The sequence below is a fragment of the Roseivivax sp. CAU 1761 genome (genome assembly GCF_054482755.1).
Genome location: NZ_JBTLRM010000034.1, coordinates 668 through 18603 on the forward strand (window position 1 = coordinate 668; position 17936 = coordinate 18603).

General features: G+C 72.3%; 15 protein-coding genes and 1 pseudogene. 5 read left to right on the plus strand and 11 right to left on the minus strand.

From position 1 onward, the window contains the following. Positions 1 to 811, plus strand: a pseudogene (locus ACXYMW_RS16490) (chromosome segregation protein SMC); the annotation flags it as partial. 290 nt (positions 812 to 1101) lie between these two features. Here the strand turns inward: ACXYMW_RS16490 and pnp are convergent. The 4 genes from pnp to ACXYMW_RS16510 form a co-directional block, all read right to left on the minus strand. Continuing rightward, a complete protein-coding gene (pnp, locus tag ACXYMW_RS16495; protein ID WP_459036427.1) occupies positions 1102 to 3246 on the minus strand; it encodes a polyribonucleotide nucleotidyltransferase in 2145 nt (714 codons plus the stop codon). 362 nt (positions 3247 to 3608) lie between these two features. Further along, positions 3609 to 3878, minus strand: coding sequence for a 30S ribosomal protein S15 (gene rpsO / locus ACXYMW_RS16500; protein ID WP_459036428.1), 270 nt, complete (start codon positions 3876 to 3878; stop codon positions 3609 to 3611). Between the two features lie 174 nt (positions 3879 to 4052). After that, positions 4053 to 5036, minus strand: a complete 984-nt coding sequence (locus ACXYMW_RS16505) for a calcium-binding protein (protein WP_459036429.1) — start codon at positions 5034 to 5036, stop codon at positions 4053 to 4055. A gap of 101 nt (positions 5037 to 5137) precedes the next feature. Further along, complete coding sequence (locus tag ACXYMW_RS16510; protein WP_459036430.1) at positions 5138 to 5656, minus strand: DUF1643 domain-containing protein; 519 nt, start codon at positions 5654 to 5656, stop codon at positions 5138 to 5140. A 75-nt stretch (positions 5657 to 5731) separates the two neighbouring features. On the opposite strand from ACXYMW_RS16510, the gene ACXYMW_RS16515 reads away from it, so the two are divergent. The 4 genes from ACXYMW_RS16515 to ACXYMW_RS16530 all read left to right on the plus strand — a co-directional run bounded on the left by ACXYMW_RS16515 (position 5732) and on the right by ACXYMW_RS16530 (position 9930). Continuing rightward, positions 5732 to 8176 carry a ligase-associated DNA damage response DEXH box helicase gene (locus ACXYMW_RS16515; protein ID WP_459036431.1) on the plus strand — a complete coding sequence of 815 codons (2445 nt, stop codon included), beginning with the start codon at positions 5732 to 5734 and terminating at the stop codon, positions 8174 to 8176. A 120-nt stretch (positions 8177 to 8296) separates the two neighbouring features. After that, positions 8297 to 8728, plus strand: a complete 432-nt coding sequence (locus ACXYMW_RS16520; RefSeq protein WP_459036432.1) for a PACE efflux transporter — start codon at positions 8297 to 8299, stop codon at positions 8726 to 8728. A gap of 62 nt (positions 8729 to 8790) precedes the next feature. After that, positions 8791 to 9453, plus strand: coding sequence for a ligase-associated DNA damage response endonuclease PdeM (gene pdeM / locus ACXYMW_RS16525; protein ID WP_459036433.1), 663 nt, complete (start codon positions 8791 to 8793; stop codon positions 9451 to 9453). A 60-nt stretch (positions 9454 to 9513) separates the two neighbouring features. Then, positions 9514 to 9930: a PaaI family thioesterase gene (locus tag ACXYMW_RS16530; protein WP_459036434.1), complete on the plus strand. Its 417-nt coding sequence runs from the start codon at positions 9514 to 9516 to the stop codon at positions 9928 to 9930. A gap of 22 nt (positions 9931 to 9952) precedes the next feature. Here the strand turns inward: ACXYMW_RS16530 and ACXYMW_RS16535 are convergent, their stop codons facing one another. The 7 genes from ACXYMW_RS16535 to tolB all read right to left on the minus strand — a co-directional run bounded on the left by ACXYMW_RS16535 (position 9953) and on the right by tolB (position 17818). Further along, a complete protein-coding gene (locus ACXYMW_RS16535) occupies positions 9953 to 10537 on the minus strand; it encodes an MOSC domain-containing protein (RefSeq protein ID WP_459036435.1) in 585 nt (194 codons plus the stop codon). A gap of 23 nt (positions 10538 to 10560) precedes the next feature. After that, a complete protein-coding gene (locus tag ACXYMW_RS16540) occupies positions 10561 to 11340 on the minus strand; it encodes a methyltransferase domain-containing protein (RefSeq protein WP_459036436.1) in 780 nt (259 codons plus the stop codon). Further along, positions 11337 to 13259, minus strand: coding sequence for an ATP-dependent zinc metalloprotease FtsH (gene ftsH, locus ACXYMW_RS16545; protein WP_459036437.1), 1923 nt, complete (start codon positions 13257 to 13259; stop codon positions 11337 to 11339). Before ftsH ends, ACXYMW_RS16540 begins: the two co-directional genes overlap by 4 nt. 76 nt (positions 13260 to 13335) lie before the next feature. Then, the gene (gene tilS, locus ACXYMW_RS16550) at positions 13336 to 14634 is read right to left on the minus strand and encodes a tRNA lysidine(34) synthetase TilS (protein WP_459036438.1); all 1299 of its coding nucleotides are present in this window, start codon (positions 14632 to 14634) and stop codon (positions 13336 to 13338) included. 7 nt (positions 14635 to 14641) lie between these two features. After that, the gene (ybgF, locus tag ACXYMW_RS16555; protein WP_459036439.1) at positions 14642 to 15736 is read right to left on the minus strand and encodes a tol-pal system protein YbgF; all 1095 of its coding nucleotides are present in this window, start codon (positions 15734 to 15736) and stop codon (positions 14642 to 14644) included. Between the two features lie 5 nt (positions 15737 to 15741). Further along, the gene (pal, locus tag ACXYMW_RS16560) at positions 15742 to 16314 is read right to left on the minus strand and encodes a peptidoglycan-associated lipoprotein Pal (RefSeq protein WP_459036440.1); all 573 of its coding nucleotides are present in this window, start codon (positions 16312 to 16314) and stop codon (positions 15742 to 15744) included. A 142-nt stretch (positions 16315 to 16456) separates the two neighbouring features. Beyond that, positions 16457 to 17818 carry a Tol-Pal system beta propeller repeat protein TolB gene (gene tolB, locus ACXYMW_RS16565; protein ID WP_459036441.1) on the minus strand — a complete coding sequence of 454 codons (1362 nt, stop codon included), beginning with the start codon at positions 17816 to 17818 and terminating at the stop codon, positions 16457 to 16459. Between the last annotated feature and the right edge of the window lie 118 nt (positions 17819 to 17936).

Here is a 17936-nt window from a genome sequence, read left to right on the forward strand (position 1 = left end):
CCGCGCCGGCACAGAGGCCAGCACCGAGGCCGCCGCGGCCGCCCGCACCGCCGCCGCCGAGCGCATCGCCGAGGAACAGGAGACGCGCCCCGAGGCGCTGCTCGACACCCTCGGCGTCGATCCCGCGGCGCTGCCGGCGGCGGCCGAGATCGAGGCCCGGGTGGAGCAGCTGAAGCGCCAGCGCGACGGGCTGGGCGCGGTCAACCTGCGCGCCGAGGAGGATGCCCGCGCGGTCGCCGAGGAGCATGACGGGCTGGCCGCCGAGAAGCGCGACCTCGAGGAGGCGGTGCGCACCCTGCGCACCGGCATTGCCGGGCTGAACCGCGAGGGGCGCGAGCGCCTGCTCGCCGCCTTCGAGCAGGTCAACGCCAATTTCTCCATGCTCTTCCGCCATCTCTTCAACGGCGGCGAGGCCAACCTCGTGATGGTCGAGAGCGACGATCCGCTGGAGGCCGGGCTCGAGATCATGTGTCAGCCGCCGGGCAAGAAGCTCTCCACCCTGTCGCTGCTCTCCGGCGGCGAGCAGACGCTGACCGCGCTGGCGCTGATCTTCGGCGTCTTCCTCGCCAACCCGGCGCCGATCTGCGTCCTCGACGAGGTCGACGCGCCGCTCGACGACGCCAACGTGACGCGGTTCTGCGACATGCTGGACGAGATGTGCCGCCGCACCGACACGCGGTTCCTGATCATCACCCACCACGCGGTGACGATGGCGCGGATGGACCGGCTGTTCGGCGTCACCATGCAGGAACAGGGCGTCAGCCAGTTGGTCTCGGTCGATCTCCGCCGCGCCGAGAAACTGGTCGCCTGACCGCACGCCCCCGCCCGGTCCGGAGCGCGCCCCGCGCCATCCGAGCCCCCCGGCCCCTGCCCATCTCCTGAGAAAAATATCCGCGGGGGTGAATTGCGCCCGCGCAAGAGGGGGCGGCAGCCCCCTGCCCCCCGCGCCGCCCGCGCGCCGCGTCGTCCCGCCGCCATGCCCGCCCCGGCTGCGCAGGCCCGTAGTCAAACCCGCCCGAACGCCCCCAGCACGGCCGCATGCCGGCACGAAAAAGGGCGCCCGCAGGCGCCCTCTCCCCGGTTGTCACATCGTCCGGCCGATCACTGGTCGGCGGCTTCCTTGGAGGCTTCCGGCGCTGCTTCCTTGCCGGTCTCCTGATCGACGACCTTCATCGACAGGCGGACCTTGCCGCGGTCGTCGAAGCCCAAGAGCTTGACCCAGACCTCCTGGCCCTCCTTGAGGACGTCGGACGGGTGGTTCAGGCGGCGGTTCTCGATCTGGGAGACGTGCACCAGCCCGTCGCGCTTGCCGAAGAAGTTCACGAAGGCGCCGAAATCGACGATCTTCACGACCTTGCCCTTGTAGATGCCGCCCTCTTCCGGCTCCGCCACGATCGAGTAGATCATGTCGTAGGCCTTCTGGATGGCGTCGCCGTTGGGCGAGGCGATCTTGATCACGCCGTCGTCGTTGATGTCGACCTTGGCGCCCGAGACCTCGACGATCTCGCGGATCACCTTGCCGCCCGAGCCGATCACTTCGCGGATCTTGTCGGTCGGGATCTGCATGGTCTCGATGCGCGGCGCGTGGACCGAGAAGGCGCCCACTTCCGACAGCGCCTTGTTCATCTCGGCCAGGATGTGCATCCGGCCGTCCTTGGCCTGGGCCAGCGCCTTCTGCATGATCTCGGGCGTGATGCCCGCGACCTTGATGTCCATCTGCAGCGAGGTGATGCCCTTCTCGGTGCCCGCGACCTTGAAGTCCATGTCGCCGAGATGGTCCTCGTCGCCGAGGATGTCGGTGAGGATGGCGTATTCACCGTCCTCCTCGAGCACCAGGCCCATGGCGACGCCGGCCACCGGCGCCTTCAGCGGCACGCCCGCATCCATCATCGACAGCGACCCGCCGCAGACCGAGGCCATGGACGAGGAGCCGTTCGATTCGGTGATCTCGGAGACCACGCGGATGGTGTAGGGGAAGTCGGTCGGCGCCGGCAGCACCGCCTGCAGCGCCCGCCAGGCGAGCTTGCCATGGCCGATCTCGCGGCGTCCCGGAGGGCCGACGCGGCCGGCTTCGCCGACCGAATAGGGCGGGAAGTTGTAGTGCAACAGGAAGTTCGAGCGGAAATTGCCGTGCAGGGCGTCGATGATCTGCTCGTCGTCGCCGGTGCCCAGCGTGGTCACGACCATCGCCTGGGTCTCGCCGCGGGTGAACAGCGCCGAGCCATGGGTACGCGGCAGGAAGCCGGTCTCGGCCTCGATGGCGCGGACCTTGTCGAGCGCCCGGCCGTCGATGCGGCGCGAATGCTTGACCACGTCGGCGCGCAGCACGGTCGATTCGAGCTTCTTCAGCGCGGAGCCGAGATTGGCGTCGGCCAGCTCGTCCTCGGAGAGCTGCTCCTTGATCGCCGCCTTGGCCTCGGCCACGGCGAGCTGGCGCTCCTGCTTGTCGAGGATGGCGTAGGCCGCGCGCATCTTCTCCTCGCCCAGACCCTTTACCTTCTCGTAGAGGGCGGAATAGTCCGGCGGGGTGAAGTCGAAGGGCTCCTTGGCGGCGTCCTCGGCGAGCTGGATGATCAGGTCGATCACCGGCTGGATCTGCTCGTGGGCGAAGTTGACCGCGCCCAGCATCTCCTCCTCGGAGAGCTCGTAGGCCTCCGATTCGACCATCATCACGGCGTTCTTGGTGCCGGCGACGACGAGGTCGAGACGCTGCTCGGGATTGTTGCGCAGGCCCTGCATGTCCTCGACATCGGGGTTCAGCACGTATTCGCCGTCGGCGTAGCCGACGCGGCAGCCGGCGATCGGGCCCATGAACGGCGCGCCCGAGATCGTCAGCGCGGCGGACGCCGCGATCATCGCCACCACGTCGGGGTCGTTGACCAGGTCGTGGCTCAGCACGGTGCACATGACCAGCACTTCGTTCTTGAAGCCGGGCACGAAGAGCGGGCGGATCGGACGGTCGATCAGGCGCGCGGTCAGCGTTTCCTTCTCGGTCGGCCGCGCCTCGCGCTTGAAGAAGCCGCCCGGGACCTTGCCGGCGGCATAGTATTTCTCCTGGTAATGGACGGTCAGGGGAAAGAAGTCCTGGCCTTCCTTGGGTGCCTTGGCAAAGGTCACGTTGGCCATCACCGAGGTCTCGCCCAGGGTGGCGATCACGGTTCCGTCGGCCTGACGGGCGACCTTGCCCGTCTCGAGGGTGAGGGTTTCCTCCCCCCACTGCATCGATTTCTTCGTCACGTTGAACATCAGCGTATCCTGTCTGGGAGCCCGCCCGGGCGTATCCCGGGTCTCCCGTTTGAATGGCGGCCCCATTGCCGCCGACCCCCTCATCATGCCCTCGAGCGCCGGGGTCCGGGCGCAACGTCTCAGATGGCTCCGCCCCTACAGCAAAACCGGCCCCGTGACCATGGGGGGCATTGCACCAGGCGTCGCGTCCGGGGCGACGCCGCGGCGCCGGCCGGGGCGCGCCTCTTGGCGCCGCACGCGCGGGCCTCGCCCGGCGGGGCTGGGGCGCCCGGCGGGGCCGGGGCGCCCGGCGCGCCGCCGCTGCGCCCAACGAAAAAGGCCGCCCCGGGGGCGGCCTTGCATCTTTTGGAACGCGACCGGTCTCAGCGGCGGATGCCGAGACGCTTGATCAGGTCCTGGTAACGCCCTTCGTTGCGCGACTTCAGATAGTCGAGCAGCTTGCGGCGCTGGGCCACCAGCTTGAGAAGGCCACGGCGCGAGTGGTTGTCCTTCTTGTGGGTCTTGAAATGCTCGGTCAGCGCGGTGATCCGCGTGGTCAGGATCGCAACCTGAACTTCCGGAGAGCCGGTGTCGCCCTCCTTGGTCGCGTAGTCCTTCATGACCTTCTGCTTGTCTTCCTGGGTGATCGACATCGGGGTCTCCTCGAATATGTCGTTGCGGTCATGGCACAAGCCGGGATGTCGTCCAGCAGGGCCCATGGAGGCCGCGGCCCCGGCGGGACCACGGATGCGGGCGTATAGGCGCAAACGCGTCGCGGCGAAAGGGGAAAGTCCGCGGCGTCGCGCCGCGCCCCTGCAGGCGCCGGCTCAGACCGGGGCCTGGCTCTGCGGCACCAGCGCGATGTCGGCCAGATCCGGCAGCGCCGCAACCGGCAGCACCGCCACGACCGCGCCGCCAAGCCGGATGCGGCCGAGATCGGGATGATCGGGATCGGCCTCGGCGACGATCTCGGGCGGCGGCCCGGCGCCGTCGTCGTAGAACACCACCAGGCGATCCTCGGCGGGGTCGAAATCCGCCAGCTCGGCCGCCGCGCCGCCCGCCGGCCAGGCGGTAAGCGTGAAGTCGTCCCGCCCGTCCGAGCCGGTCGCCACATCGCCGGCGCCCAGCACCAGCAGGTCGTCGCCGGCGCCGCCATTGACGAAATCCGGGGCCTGCGGCCCGGCCTCGGCGCCGATCACCAGATCGTCGCCGGCGCCGCCGAAGAGCGCATCCGCGCCGGCCCCGCCGCGCAGCGTGTCGGCGCCCTCGCGGCCATGCAGCGCGTCGTCGCCGGCGCCGCCGTCGAGGCGGTCGGCGCCGCGCCCGCCATGCAGCGTGTCGGCGCCGGCGCCGCCATGCAGCGCGCCGCTGCCGTCGTGGGCAAAGAGCTCGTCGGCCCCGGGCCCGCCGATCAGGGTGTCGGCCCCGGCCTCGCCGTGCAGCGTGTCGTTGCCGGCGCCGCCATCGAGCAGGTCGTCCCCGGCGCCGCCGATCAGTTCGTCATCGCCGCCGCCGCCCTCGATCCGGTCGGCCCCCTCGGCGCCGTAGATCTGATCGGTCATCGCGGTGCCGATCAGCACGTCCTCGCCCGGGGTGCCGGCGGCGATCAGGCCGCCGCCCGGCATCGCGCCGTCCCCCGCACCGTCCGACGCCGCCGACAGCGGGTCGAGCGGCAGGGCGGCCGCGGCGGCGCCGTCCCCGGCACCGCTCTCGGCCCCGTCCTCTTCCTCCTCCGCGGGCAGGGGCGCGGTGCCGATCACCGCGATCGACCCCAGCAGCATGGCCCCGATCAGGCCGGTCAGCAGGAACATCAGGCACGCCCTCCGAAAACCCGGCGCCGCGACGCGCGGCGACAGGGGGCGGACTATCGGCCAGTCCGGGGGCTCCGGACAACGGATTTCGCCCCGCAGGGTTAACCCCCGGTATAGCGCTCCGGGGCCGGCCAGGGCCGCGGCGCCACGGCATAGGCGACGTAGAGCGGGTGGCGCGGATGGCCGTCGCGGGTCAGGCCGAGATGGCTGGCCGCGCCCAGCCGCGCGGCGATCGCCGGCCCGCGCCCGGCCAGCGCGCCGTGCACGCCCCAGGCCGCCACGGTGCGCCCCGCCCGGCGGTGCCAGTCGAAGAGCAGCGCGTCGTTGTCGGGCCCCACCGGGTCGCCGGCGCGGCGCAGATCGGCGGGCCGGGTGGCGCGCCAGCCGAACAGGTTGGCGATCAGCACGCCGCCGGCGCCCGCCGCCCGCGCCCGCTGCTCGCAGCGGTGGATGGTCGGGTCGTTGGCCAGTTCGGTGGCCGTCGAGGGGTTCAGCATCACGAAGAGCTCGGGCGGCCGCGCCGCATCCCAGATCCGCGACAGCCCGTAGCGGTAGCGGTCGCAGGGCGAATAGACAGCCTCGGAGACGGTGCCGTCATGGATGTGGGAGCGGCGGATCATCGGCCCTCGATGCCAAAGCCCGCGGCGCGGGGCAAGCGGGTGACGTTTCGCCCCGGCGCCCCTAGATAGCCCCTGATGAGCGCCCTGCCCGCCCCCCTGCAAAGCTTCTTCGACCGCCGCGGCTGGGAGCTGCACCCGCATCAGCGCGCCATGCTCGACCGCGCCGGCGACCCGGCGCTGCTGCTGATCGCGCCGACCGGGGGCGGCAAGACGCTGGCGGGCTTCCTGCCCACCCTGGCGGAGCTGGCCCGCGACCCGCGCCCCGGCCTGCACACGCTCTATGTCAGCCCGCTCAAGGCGCTCGCCGCCGACATCCGGCGCAACCTCACCACCCCGGTCACCGAGGCGGGCCTGCCGATCCGCATCGAGGACCGCACCGGCGACACCTCGTCCTGGCAGAAGCGGCGGCAGCGCGCCGACCCGCCGCACATCCTGCTGACCACGCCGGAAAGCCTGGCGCTGCTGACCTCCTACGAGGACGCGCCGCGGATCTTCGCCGGCATCCAGCGCGTGGTGGTGGACGAGATCCACGCGCTCGCCGAATCGAAGCGCGGCGACCAGCTGCTGCTGGCGCTGGCGCGGCTGCAGGGCCTGGCGCCCGGGCTGCGCCGCGTCGGGCTCTCGGCCACCGTGGACGACCCCGAGGCGATCGCCCGGCTGCTGGCCCGGCACCCCGATCCCTGCGCCATCCTCGAGGCCGACCCGGGCCCCGATCCCGACATCTCCATGCTGGTCAGCGACACCCCGCCGCCCTGGTCGGGGGGCGGCGGCAGCTACGCCATCGCCGACGTGCTGGAGGCGGTGCGCCGCCACCGCACCACGCTGATCTTCCACAACACGCGGGCGCAGGCCGAGATCTTCTTCCACAACCTCTGGCTGGCCAACGACGAGGGCCTGCCGATCGGCATCCATCACGGCAGCCTCGACCGCACCCAGCGCGCCCGGGTCGAGGCCGCGATGGTGGCCGGCGAGCTGCGCGCCATCGTCGCCACCGGCAGCCTCGATCTCGGCATCGACTGGGGCGATGTCGACCTGGTGATCCAGGTCGGCGCGCCGAAGAACGTCAAGCGGCTGGTGCAGCGCATCGGCCGCGCCAACCACCGCTACAACGCGCCATCGAAGGCGCTGCTGGTGCCCGCCAACCGCTTCGAGGTGGTGGAATGCGTGGCCGCGCTGGAGGCGGTGCGGGCCCACGACCTCGACGGCGCGGCGCGCGGCCGCGGCCCGCGCGACGTGCTCTGCCAGCACATCCTGATCGCCGCCTGCGCCGGGCCCTTCGACGCCGATGCGCTCTATGCCGAGATGACCAGCGCCGGGCCCTTTGCCGACCTGAGCCGGGCGGAGTTCGACGATTGCCTCGATTTCTGCGCCACCGGCGGCTACGCGCTCCGCGCCTACGACCAGTGGCGGCGCATCCTGCAGCGCCCCGACGGGCTCTGGCAGCTGCGCGACCCGCGCTCGGCTTTGCGCATCCGGCAGAACATCGGCACCATCCAGGACACCGACACGCTCAAGGTGCGCTGGCGCGCCCGCGGCCGCGGCGGCGGCGCGCCGCTGGGCGAGATCGAGGAGGGCTTCGCCGCCTCGCTGAGCCACGGCGACACCTTCCTGATGGGCGGCCAGGTGGTGCGCTACGAGGGCCTGCGCGAGATGGTGGTGGAGGTCAGCCGTGACGCCGCCAAGAAGCCCCGCATCGCCACCTTCATGGGCACCAAGTTCGCCACCTCGACACAGCTCGCGGCGCGCATGGTGCGGCTCCTGCAGCGCGACGACGGCTGGCCCGGCCTGCCGCGCCACACCGCCGACTGGCTGCGGCTGCAGCGCGATGTTTCGCGGCTGCCGGAACCGGGGCGCCTGCTGATCGAGAGCTTTCCCCGCGACGGCCGCGAGAGCCTGGTGATCTACGGCTTCGCCGGGCGCAACGCGCAGCAGACGCTGGGCCTTTTGATCACCAAGCGGATGGAGGAGGAGGGGCTGGCGCCGATGGGCTTCGTGGCGACCGATTACGCCACGCTGATCTGGGGTCTCGATGCGGTGACCGACCCGCGTCCGCTCTTCGCGCTCGACCGGCTCGAGGCCGGGCTCGACCAGTGGCTGGCCGGCAACGCGGTGATGAAGCGGACCTTTCGCGCCGTGGCCAGCATCGCCGGGCTGATCGAGCGCCAGCAGGGCGGACGCCGCAAGTCCGGGCGCCAGGCCACGATGTCCTCGGACATCCTCTACGACACGCTGCGGCGCTACGATCCCGACCACCTGCTGCTGCGCATCACCCGCGAGGAGGCGATGCGCGGGCTGGTGGATTTCGACCGGGTGCGCGAATTGCTGCTGCGTGTTGGCGACCGCATGGACCTGGTGCGGCTCGACCGGGTGACGCCGCTCGCCGCGCCGCTGTTCCTGGAACAGGGCCGGGTGCCGATCGAGGGCGCCGCCACCGAGCGGCTGCTCGACGAGGAGGTCACCCGGCTGCTGGCGGAATCCGGCCTGGCGCAGGTCGATCCGGTCCCCGCCGCGCCGCGATAGCGCCAAACCGCCGGCATTCGCCGCGCCCGGTCCGCGGTTTTGCCGCCGCGCCGCCGCCATCGGGCGCGAAACCCGGGGCCTTGCCCCCGCGTTGCGGTCGGACCGACCCCGAGGAGCCTCATGCGATCCCTGCCCGACCGCCTGCGCCACGCCCTGAGCTTCGAACTGTCCGCCCTGGTGCTGCTGGTGGCCTTCGGCATGCTGACGCTGGGCCTGCCGGCCGACCGGATGGGCCTGCTGGGGGTGCTCGGCACCCTCCTCGCCACCGCCTGGACCTACCTGTTCAACCTGGGCTTCGACCGGGCGCTGATGCGCTGGCGCGGCAGCACCCGCAAGACGCCGGCGCTGCGGCTCGTGAACGCGGTGCTCTTCGAGGCCGGGCTGATGCTGCTCGGGGTGCCGCTGATCATGGCCTGCCTCGGCATCGGCTTCGCCGCGGCGCTGCTGCTCGACCTCGGCATGGCGGGCTTCTACCTGCTCTACGCGCTGGTCTTCAACTGGGCCTATGACCGGGTCTTCCCGCTGCCCGAATGGCAGGAGGCGCCGGCCTGACGGCGCGGCAGGGGCGCGCCGCCCCTTGCCTCGGGCGGCGATTCCCGGCAATGGGACAAAGCATGAACCGGCATCCCTTCACCTTCCACGGCGCGGCCCTCGAGGCGCTGCCCTCGGGCGGGCTCTACTGGCCCGCGCGCGACCTGCTGGTGGTCTCCGACCTGCATCTCGGCAAATGCGCGCGGCTCGCCGAACTGGGCGGCGCCGCGCTGCCGCCCTACGAGTCCCGCGAGACCCTGGCGCGGCTTGCCGCCGACCTGGCCGAGACTGGCGCCGGGCGGGTGATCTGCCTCGGCGACAGCATCGACAGCCCCGGCATCGGCAGCGCCCTGCCCGGTCCGGACCGGGCCCGCATCGCCGCCCTGCAAGAGGGCCGCGACTGGATCTGGATCGAGGGCAACCACGACCCCGCCCCGACCGATCTCGGCGGCCGCCACCTGCCGGAACTGGCGCTCGGGGCGCTGGTCTTCCGCCACATCGCCCGGCCCGGGAGCCGGGCCGAGGTGTCCGGCCACTACCACCCGAAGGCGCGGCTGGCGGTGCGCGGCCGCACCCTGTCGCGGCCCTGCTTCCTGGTCGATGCCGACCGGCTGATCCTGCCGGCCTACGGCGCCTATACCGGGGGGCTGCGCTGGGACAGCCCGACGCTGCTCGGGCTGATGGCCGCCGGGGCGCGCGCCATCCTCACCGGGCCGCGGCCGGTGGCGCTGCCGATGCCGCGCTAGGCCGGCCGGCCGCGCGGAAGCGGCTTGCGCCCGTCACCGCCGCGTGATCCTGTCGCCGCCATGAGCAGCATCGAAGACCGCGTCCGGGCCAGTTTCGACCGGCAGAACCTGATGAAGACCTTCGGCGCCCGCCTCGACGCGGTGGCGCGCGGCGAGGTCACGATTTCCGGTCCGGTGGCCGAGAACGCCCTGCAGCAGCAGGGCATCGGCCATGCCGGGCTGGCCTTCTCGCTGGGCGACAGCGCGGCCGGCTACGCGGCGCTGAGCGTGCTGCCCGACGATCACGAGGTCGTCACCTCGGAGATGAAGATCCACCTCCTCGCCCCGGCCGCCGGCGAGCGGCTGATCGCGCGCGGCCGCGTGGTCAAGCCGGGCCGCCGCCTGGTGGTGGTGATGGCCGAGGTGTTCGCGCTCAGGGACGGGGTCGAGAAGCAGATCGCGCTGATGACCGGAACCACGGTGCCGGTGCCGCTCTGAGCGGACCGCCCCGACGTGCCGCTCAGGCGCCGCCGCGCCAGGCGCGCTGATCGGGCAGGTGCAGGCTCAGCGCGTCGCCGATCGCCAGAACGCCCGGCCGCTCGACCCAGGCGGTGACGCCGCGCAGCCCCTCGGCGGCCTTGCGGAACCGCGCGCCCTGGCCCGGCAGGTCGCGCTCGATCTCGCGGCCGGGCAGCGCGCAGGGGCGGTTCTGCATGTCGACGACCAGCGTCGCGCCGGACGGCGCCTGCAACCGCGCCGAGGGCGGCAGATGGCTGAAATCGCCGATCCCCGCCACCACCAGCGAGGCGCCGAGCCAGCGCGGGTCGAGCCGCTCGATCCCCATGGCGCGGGCGATCTCGGCCATCTCCTCCTCGGCGACCAGGGCAAGCTGGCGGGTGTTGCGGATCTCGGTGCCCTTGGCGTGCTGCTGCGTCACCCGCGAACAGGAGGGCCGGTTGATGCCCTCGTGACGGTCGCCGGGAATGCCCGCCCAGCCCAGGTCGAGCCGGTCGCAGGCTTCCGCCCGGATGCCGCCGGTTGCCTCCGGAACCCGGCCCAGCCAGGCGATGCGGCCGCGATGCGGCGTGGCGGCGAGTGCCGGCATGGGCGGTCTCCGGAATGCGGGGCTCAGTCCCGTTGCAGGGTGAAGAAGAGGCGGCGGAACGGGAACAGCACGGTGCCCCGCGAATCGGTCGGGTAGGCCTTGCCGACCGAGGCCTCGTAGGCGGCGATCAGGCGCCGCCGTTCCGCCGCGTCGAGCGCCTGCAGAACGGGTCGGGCATAGGTCGCCTCGGTGAAGCGGCGCACCGGGTGGCCCTCACCGTCCGGCGCCAGTTCCTGGTAATATTCCGTCTCCCACAGCGTCAGGCGCCCGAGCGGCGCCAAAAGCCGGTGGTATTCGGCCGGCAGCATGACCTTGGGGCGGCGGGTGGATTCGACCCGGCCGGGGAACAGCTCCTCGCCGATCTGCACCCAGAGCCGGTGCGAGGGCGCGTTGTTCTGGTGCGGCATCTGCACCGCCAGCACGCCGCCCGGGGCCAGCATCTCGGCCAGCCGCACCATCAGGTCGGGGTGATCCTCGCACCAGTGCAGGGCCGCGTTGGAGAAGATCATCGCCGGCGGGCGTTCGGGCTGCCAGCGCGTCAGGTCGCCGTCATGAAGCCGGGAATAGACCCCGGTCAGCTTGGCCTGGGCCAGCATCTCGGGGCTGTCGTCGATGCCGATCAGCGGGCGGCGCAGCTGGTGCAGGGCCGGCCCCGCCGCGCCCGCGCCGCAGCCCAGGTCGACCACGTCGCCGGCCGGCAGCGGGCCCACCGCGCGCAGCAGATCGAGCGCCGGGCGCAAACGCAAGCCCCGGAACCTGTGATAGGCTCCGGGGCTCCAGTCGATATCGGTCCCCGCGCTCATGCGGTGGGTTCAGGCTCCAGACCACCCTCGCCCGCGGGCTTCGCCTTGGGCTTGGTCTTGGGGATCGCGGTGAGCGAAGGCTTGTCCTCTTCGGGGCTCGGGCTGCCGGCATCGTCGTCGCCGGCCTGCGGCGGCTCGCCCGCCATCACCCGCTTGATCTCGTCCCCGGTCAGGGTCTCGTATTCCAGCAGACCCTGGGCCAGCCGCTCCCATTCCTCGCGCCGCTCGGTGAGGATCTGGAAGGCGCGGTCATAGGCCTCCGAGATGAAGCGGCGCACCTCCTCTTCGATCAGCTCCTTGGTGTTGGCGCTGACCGAGAGACCCGCGGTGTTGCCCTGGTAGCCCTCATGCGCCTCGGCATAGTCGATGTTGCCGATCTTCTCGGACATGCCCCAGCGCAGCACCATGGCGCGGGCCAGCGCGCTGGCCTGCTGGATGTCGCCGGCCGGGCCGTTCGAGACGTTGGGCTCGCCGTACTTGATGATCTCGGCGGCCTTGCCGGCCATCGTCATGGCGAGCTTTTCCTCGCATTCCGACTTGTGCCAATTCAGCCGGTCGATCTCGGGCAGGCTCACCACCATGCCGAGCGCGCCGCCGCGCGGGATGATCGTCGCCTTGTAGACCGGATCGCATTGCGGCAGCGTCAGGCCGACCACGGCATGTCCGGCCTCGTGATAGGCGGTCTTCTCCTTCTGCTCGGGCGTCAGCACCATGGAGCGCCGCTCCGAGCCCATCATCACCTTGTCCTTGGCGTTCTCGAAATCGACCATGGTGACGAAGCGCCGGCCGACACGGGCGGCCATCAGCGCCGCCTCGTTGACGAGGTTGGCCAGATCGGCGCCCGAGAAGCCGGGCGTGCCGCGGGCGATGATCCGCAGGTCGACGTCGGGGCCCAGCGGGGTCTTGCGGGCATGCACGCCGAGGATCTTCTCGCGGCCCTTGATGTCCGGGTTCGGCACGGTGATCTGGCGGTCGAAGCGGCCGGGGCGCAGCAGCGCCGGGTCGAGCACGTCGCGCCGGTTGGTGGCGGCGATGATGATCACGCCCTCGTTGGCCTCGAAACCGTCCATCTCCACCAGCAGCTGGTTCAGCGTCTGCTCGCGCTCGTCGTTGCCGCCGCCATAGCCCGAACCGCGGTTGCGGCCCACGGCGTCGATCTCGTCGATGAAGACGATGCAGGGCGCGTTCTTCTTGGCCTGCTCGAACATGTCGCGCACGCGGCTGGCGCCGACGCCCACGAACATCTCGACGAAGTCGGAGCCCGAGATGGTGAAGAACGGCACGCCGGCCTCGCCCGCGATGGCGCGCGCCAGCAGCGTCTTACCGGTGCCCGGGGGGCCCACCAGCAGCGCGCCCTTCGGGATCTTGCCGCCCAGGCGCGAGAATTTCTGCGGGTTGCGCAGGAACTCGACGATCTCCTCGAGCTCCTCCTTGGCCTCGTCGATGCCGGCGACATCGTCGAAGGTGACGCGGCCGTGCTTCTCGGTCAGCATCTTGGCCTTGGACTTGCCGAAGCCCATGGCGCCGCCGCGGCCGCCGCCCTGCATCCGGTTCATGAAGTAGATCCAGACGCCGATCAGCAGCAGGAACGGCAGCAGCGAGATCAGGAAGGACTGGAAGCCCGACTGTTCCTGCTGCTCGGCCCGGACGTTGACGCCGTTGTTGAGCAGCAGCTGGGTGACGTCGGCATCCTGCGGCTTCACGGTGATGTATTCGGTCCCGTCCTCGCCGCGGTAGCGCACCCGCTCGCCGTCGATCGTCGCCCGGGCCACGGAATCGCTTTCCACCGCCTCGACGAACTCGCTGTAGGCGACCTCGCGACTTTGCAGCGTCGAGCTTCCGCCGGAAAACAGGTTGAAAAGCGCCAGGACGAGCAGGAAGAGCACGACCCAGAAGGCGATGTTGCGAGCGTTGCCCACCTAAGATCTCCTTGCACAGGTTCGCCGGCCGCGGTGCGGCCTGCATCCCTGCAACATAGGGATTGAGCCGGGCGGTTCAATCCGAAAGCAGGAAGGCGGCGAAGGCTGCGCGGGGCTCTGCCGCGGCGTCGAGCCGCAGGTCGAGCGCCGGGCCGTGGCCGAGCGGCGGACAGGCGACGAGCGCGCCGTCACGCCACAGCGCCGGCAGCGCCAGCGCGGCGCGGTGGGGCGGCGTCCGGTCCGCGCGGGGCCGGGCGGCGCGCCAGCCCGCCTCGCCCAGCGCGGCGATCTCGCATTCCTCGAAAGCGCCCGTGCAGAGCTGCCAGCGCCCGTCCCAGACCGCGCCGGGGCGCGCCCGGACCCTGAGCCCCGCCACCGCGGCGGGTTCGCGCCAGATCCGCAACGCCGCGCCGTCGCACTCGACCCGGCGGCCCGCCAGGGTGCCGCCGCCTCCGCCGGAAATGCGCTCCAGCAGGTCCTCGACCGGCGCGGCGCGCGCCGGGTAGCCGCCGCCGCCGACCCGGCGCAGCGCCGCGTTGAGCAGCCGGGCGCGGGTGTCGGGCTCGGTGCCGTCCCAGACATCGCGCGCGAAGCTCAGCGCCCCGGCCGCCTGCCAGGCCGGATCGTCGCGCCAGGCGCGTTCGGCGATGTCGGCGGCGCGCGCCGCCAGCGCCTGCCGGGCGCGGCGCAGCCGGGTCGCGGCGGCCGCCAGCGCCGGGGCGTCGAGCCCCTCCTCGGCCAGCCCCGACAGCAGCCGGCGGATGCGGGCGCGGTCATAGGCCGGGTCGCGGTTGCTCGGATCCTCGGCCCAGGGCACCTGCAGCACCCGCAGGTAATGGCGCAGCTCCTCGCGCCCCATCTCCAGCAACGGCCGCAGCAGCTCGAAGCCCGGCCCCGCCGGCCCGTCGGGGCGGCAGCGGCGCCGCGGCGCCATCGCCGCCAGCCCGTCCGCCCCGGCGCCGCGCTGCAGCCGCATCAGGAAGGTCTCGGCGACGTCGTCGCGGGTATGCGCCATCAGCACGTGGCCGATCTCGCCGCGCCAGCCGTCGATCAGCGCCAGCCGCGCCCGCCGCGCCGCGTCCAGGATGTTGCCGTGGCCGTCCCAGCTCCAGCGCAGCACGGCATGGGGATGGCCCAGGAGGCGGCATTCCTCGGCCACCATGGCGGCCTCGGCGGCGCTTTCCGGGCGCAGGCCGTGATCCACGGTGACCACGTGCAGCGCCACGCCCCAGTGCCGCGTCCAGTTATGGGCCAGCGCCAGCAGCGCCATGGAATCGCCGCCGCCCGAAACGGCGAGGCCGATCCGGGCGGGGAAGTCCGGGCCCAAGAGCCGCCCCATTGCGGCGGCGAAGCGGGCGTCGAGGCTGTCGCTCACCCCGCCCTCACGGGCAGGTCAGACGGCCCAGCGCCTCCTGCGCCCGGTCCACCGCGGCGGTGCCGGGATAGCGCTTGGAGACCTCCGACAGCGTCACGCAGGCCTCCCGGGTCGAGCCGAGCTCGCCCAGCTTCTCGCCCAGGCGCCACAGCGCCTCGGGCGCCACCGGGGCGTCGGGATGGCCGGAATAGACGTCGAGATAGGCCCGCGCCGCCTCCTTTGGCTGGCCCAGCCCCTCCAGCGCGCGGCCCTCCCCGAGCAGCGCCGCGGCATCGAGCGGGCCGCCGGGATAGGTCTGGCGGAAGCCCGAGAAGAGATCGGCGGCCTGCTGGAAATCGCCCCGGTCGAGGGCTTCGCGGGCGCGGCGGTAATCCGCCTCCTCGGCTGCGGCGAGCTGCACCGAGGGATCGGCCAGCGGCAGCTCCGAACCGGCCTCCGCACCGGGTTGCGGCGGGATCAGCGTGCCGCTGCTCGGCGCCGGCATCTCGGCCGGTGCCGCGGCGCCGCCATCGGCGGGCTGATTGCCGGTGGCCGCGGCGATGGCCGGGGCCTCGGAGGCGGCGCCGCCGGGCTCCGGCGCGGCGGCGTCGCCGCTGCCGGTGCCGGCACCGCCGCGCAGTTGCGGCCGGGTCACGCCGCTCGGCGCGCCCGGGCTGGCCGGCGCGGCGGGGGCCGCGGCACCGGGGGCTGTGGGGGCGGCGGGGGCGGGCCGCGTCGCGGTGTCGCCCTGCCCGAGCGGCGCCGGCGTGCCCAGCGCGCCGAAGTCGCAGCCCGGCTCGACCTCGCAGAGCCGGAACTCGAGATCGCCGATCCGGTTGGTGCCGTCCTGCACCACGCGTTCGATGCGGAACTGCATCTCCTCGGTGCGCGAGGTCAGCCGCTGCAGCTCCGCCTCGATGGCGTTGACCCGGTCGAGGGTCGAGCCGGCGATGGTCACGCCGGAGGCGCCGCTGGCATCGAGCTCGCGGCGCAGCGATTGCAGCTCGGCCGACAGGGTCGAGAGATCCTGCCGGATATCGGCGAGGCTGGCGGCATCCTGACCCGCAGCGGGCAGCGCCACCGCGGCGGACAGGACGAGGGCAAGAACGCTCTGGCGGACCATCGTCGTCAGCTCGTCATTCCGGTGCTGCCGATCGAGATCACGGTGACCGCGCGGCGGTTCTTGGCGTAGCAGGCCTCGTTCGAGCAGACCTCGATCGGACGCTCCTTGCCGTAGGAGACGAAGCGCAGGCGGTTCGGCGACACGCCGCGCGAGATCAGGTATTCCATCACCGCGTTGGCGCGGCGGGCGCCCAGCGCGACGTTGTATTCCCGGGTGCCCTGCTCGTCGGCATGGCCCTCGATCACCGCCAGGTAATCCGAATTGGTCTGCAGCCACTGGGCCTGCCCGTCGAGGATGCTCTGCGCCTCCGGCGACAGCGTCGACTGGTCGACGGCGAAGAGCACGCGGTCGCCGATGGTCTGGTTGAAATAGGCCGGGGCGCGCGGGTCGTTGGCGCTGCCGGGGATGATGCTGGAATCGATCCCGGTGCCGCCCGCGCCGCCCAGGCCGCCGGCCCCGCCGGCACCGCCCGCGCCGCCGGCACCGGCACCGGCGCCGCCGAAGCGGTTGGGGTTGGTGCAGGCGGCGGTGGAAAGCGCCAGCACGGTCAGCAGAAGGGCCTTGGGAAGAAAGGTCATGGTCACTGTCCTGAGCATGGTTTGGGACACGCTATCACAGTGCGAATCCCTTGGGAACGTGCGCGCCCGCCCCTCTCCGGGACGGGTCGCGAAACTTTGCGTGAGGCGGCGCCGCGCCGCGGGCGCGGGCGGCGCCCGGGGGTCATTGCAGCGGGCCCCAGCTCGGGTCGGAGGCTCCCTCGGGGGTCGGCACGCGCTTCAGATTGCGGCCCGAGATGTCGACCGAATAGAGCGCCGAGGTGCCCTCCGCGCCCTGGCTCTCGCGGGCGAACATCAGCACCCGGCCGTTCGGCGCCCAGGTCGGGCTCTCGTCGAGGAAGGAGGCGGTCAGCAGCCGCTCTTCGGAGCCGTCGGTGCGCATCACGCCGATATGGAAGCGGCCGGCATTCTGCTTGGTGAAGGCGATGAGATCGCCGCGCGGGCTCCAGACCGGGGTGCCGTAGCGCCCGGGGCCGAAGCTGATGCGCTGCGGCTCGCCGCCGCCGGCCGACATGACGTAGAGCTGCTGGCTGCCCGAGCGGTCGCTCTCGAAGACGATCTGGCTGCCGTCGGGCGAGAACGAGGGTGCGGTCTCGATCGACGGCGCGGTGGTCAGCGCCGTGGTCTGGCCGGTGGTGATGTCCATGCGGAAGATGTCGGTGTTCGCCCCGTTGGTGGCGGAATAGAGCAGCGCCTGGCCGTTCGGGGTGAAGCGCGGCGCGAAGCTCATCGTGCCGCCCTGCGCCGGCAGCATGCGCGACTGCACGTCGCCCATGTTCAGCACGTGGATGCGCGGGTCGCCGCTCTCGTAGCTGGTATAGATCACCCGCCGCCCGTCCGGCGAGAAGCGCGGCGCCAGCACGATGGTCCCCGACTGCGTCAGGTACTGCACGTTGGCGCCGTCGTAATCCATCACCGCCAGCCGCTTGGCGCGGGCATCCTTGGGCCCGGATTCGGAGACGAAGACCACCCGGCTGTCGAAATAGCCGCCCTCGCCGGTGATCCGCGCATAGACCTGGTCGGCGACCTTGTGGGCCATCCGCCGCCAGCCGTCCATGGTGCCGGCGAACTGCATGCCGTCGCCCAGCTCGGTGCCGGCGAAGACGTCGTAGAGGCGGAACTTGACGGTGATCTGATTGCCCTCGACGGCCACCGCGCCGGTGATCAGCGCCTGCGCGTTGATCGCCTTCCAGTCGGCATATTGCACCGGGCTGCCGAAGCTGGTGACGGTGCTGATGAAGGCCTCGCCCGGGATGCGGCGGAACAGCCCGGTGCCGGTGAGGTCTTCGGCCACCACCTGGGTCAGGCGCTGCGCCATGTCCTGCGCGGCCGGGGTCTCGGCCAGGAAGGGCGGCAGCGCGAAGGGCAGCGGCTCGATCACGCCCTCGGTGATGTCGATGCGCAGCGGGCCGCTCTGCGCCGCGGCGCGGTCGGGCAGCGCCAGCAGCAGCGCCGCCAGCACGGCCAGCGCCGAAAGCAGCGCCCGGGCCGGGCCGGTGCTGCGGGAAAGCCGGGTCGTCAACATCTCTCACCCCTTCTGTCTGCGGCAGCCGCGCGGCGCCGCCGCCCGGTCCGCCCCTGCACATAGCCGTGCCGCGCCGCGGGGCCAAACCCGCTGGGCGGCGGCGGGGGGGGGGGGGTCG

Excerpts from the sequence above, each read along its gene's own strand:
- ACXYMW_RS16540 (WP_459036436.1), bottom strand. The coding sequence starts at position 11,340 with ATGAGCGCGGGGACCGATATCGACTGGAGCCCCGGAGCCTATCACAGG.
- ybgF (WP_459036439.1), bottom strand. The coding sequence starts at position 15,736 with ATGGTCCGCCAGAGCGTTCTTGCCCTCGTCCTGTCCGCCGCGGTGGCG.
- ACXYMW_RS16530 (WP_459036434.1), top strand. The coding sequence starts at position 9,514 with ATGAGCAGCATCGAAGACCGCGTCCGGGCCAGTTTCGACCGGCAGAAC.
- pal (WP_459036440.1), bottom strand. The coding sequence starts at position 16,314 with ATGACCTTTCTTCCCAAGGCCCTTCTGCTGACCGTGCTGGCGCTTTCC.
- ACXYMW_RS16535 (WP_459036435.1), bottom strand. The coding sequence starts at position 10,537 with ATGCCGGCACTCGCCGCCACGCCGCATCGCGGCCGCATCGCCTGGCTG.
- pdeM (WP_459036433.1), top strand. The coding sequence starts at position 8,791 with ATGAACCGGCATCCCTTCACCTTCCACGGCGCGGCCCTCGAGGCGCTG.
- pnp (WP_459036427.1), bottom strand. The coding sequence starts at position 3,246 with ATGTTCAACGTGACGAAGAAATCGATGCAGTGGGGGGAGGAAACCCTC.
- ACXYMW_RS16520 (WP_459036432.1), top strand. The coding sequence starts at position 8,297 with ATGCGATCCCTGCCCGACCGCCTGCGCCACGCCCTGAGCTTCGAACTG.
- ACXYMW_RS16505 (WP_459036429.1), bottom strand. The coding sequence starts at position 5,036 with ATGTTCCTGCTGACCGGCCTGATCGGGGCCATGCTGCTGGGGTCGATC.
- ACXYMW_RS16510 (WP_459036430.1), bottom strand. The coding sequence starts at position 5,656 with ATGATCCGCCGCTCCCACATCCATGACGGCACCGTCTCCGAGGCTGTC.
- ACXYMW_RS16515 (WP_459036431.1), top strand. The coding sequence starts at position 5,732 with ATGAGCGCCCTGCCCGCCCCCCTGCAAAGCTTCTTCGACCGCCGCGGC.
- tolB (WP_459036441.1), bottom strand. The coding sequence starts at position 17,818 with ATGTTGACGACCCGGCTTTCCCGCAGCACCGGCCCGGCCCGGGCGCTG.
- rpsO (WP_459036428.1), bottom strand. The coding sequence starts at position 3,878 with ATGTCGATCACCCAGGAAGACAAGCAGAAGGTCATGAAGGACTACGCG.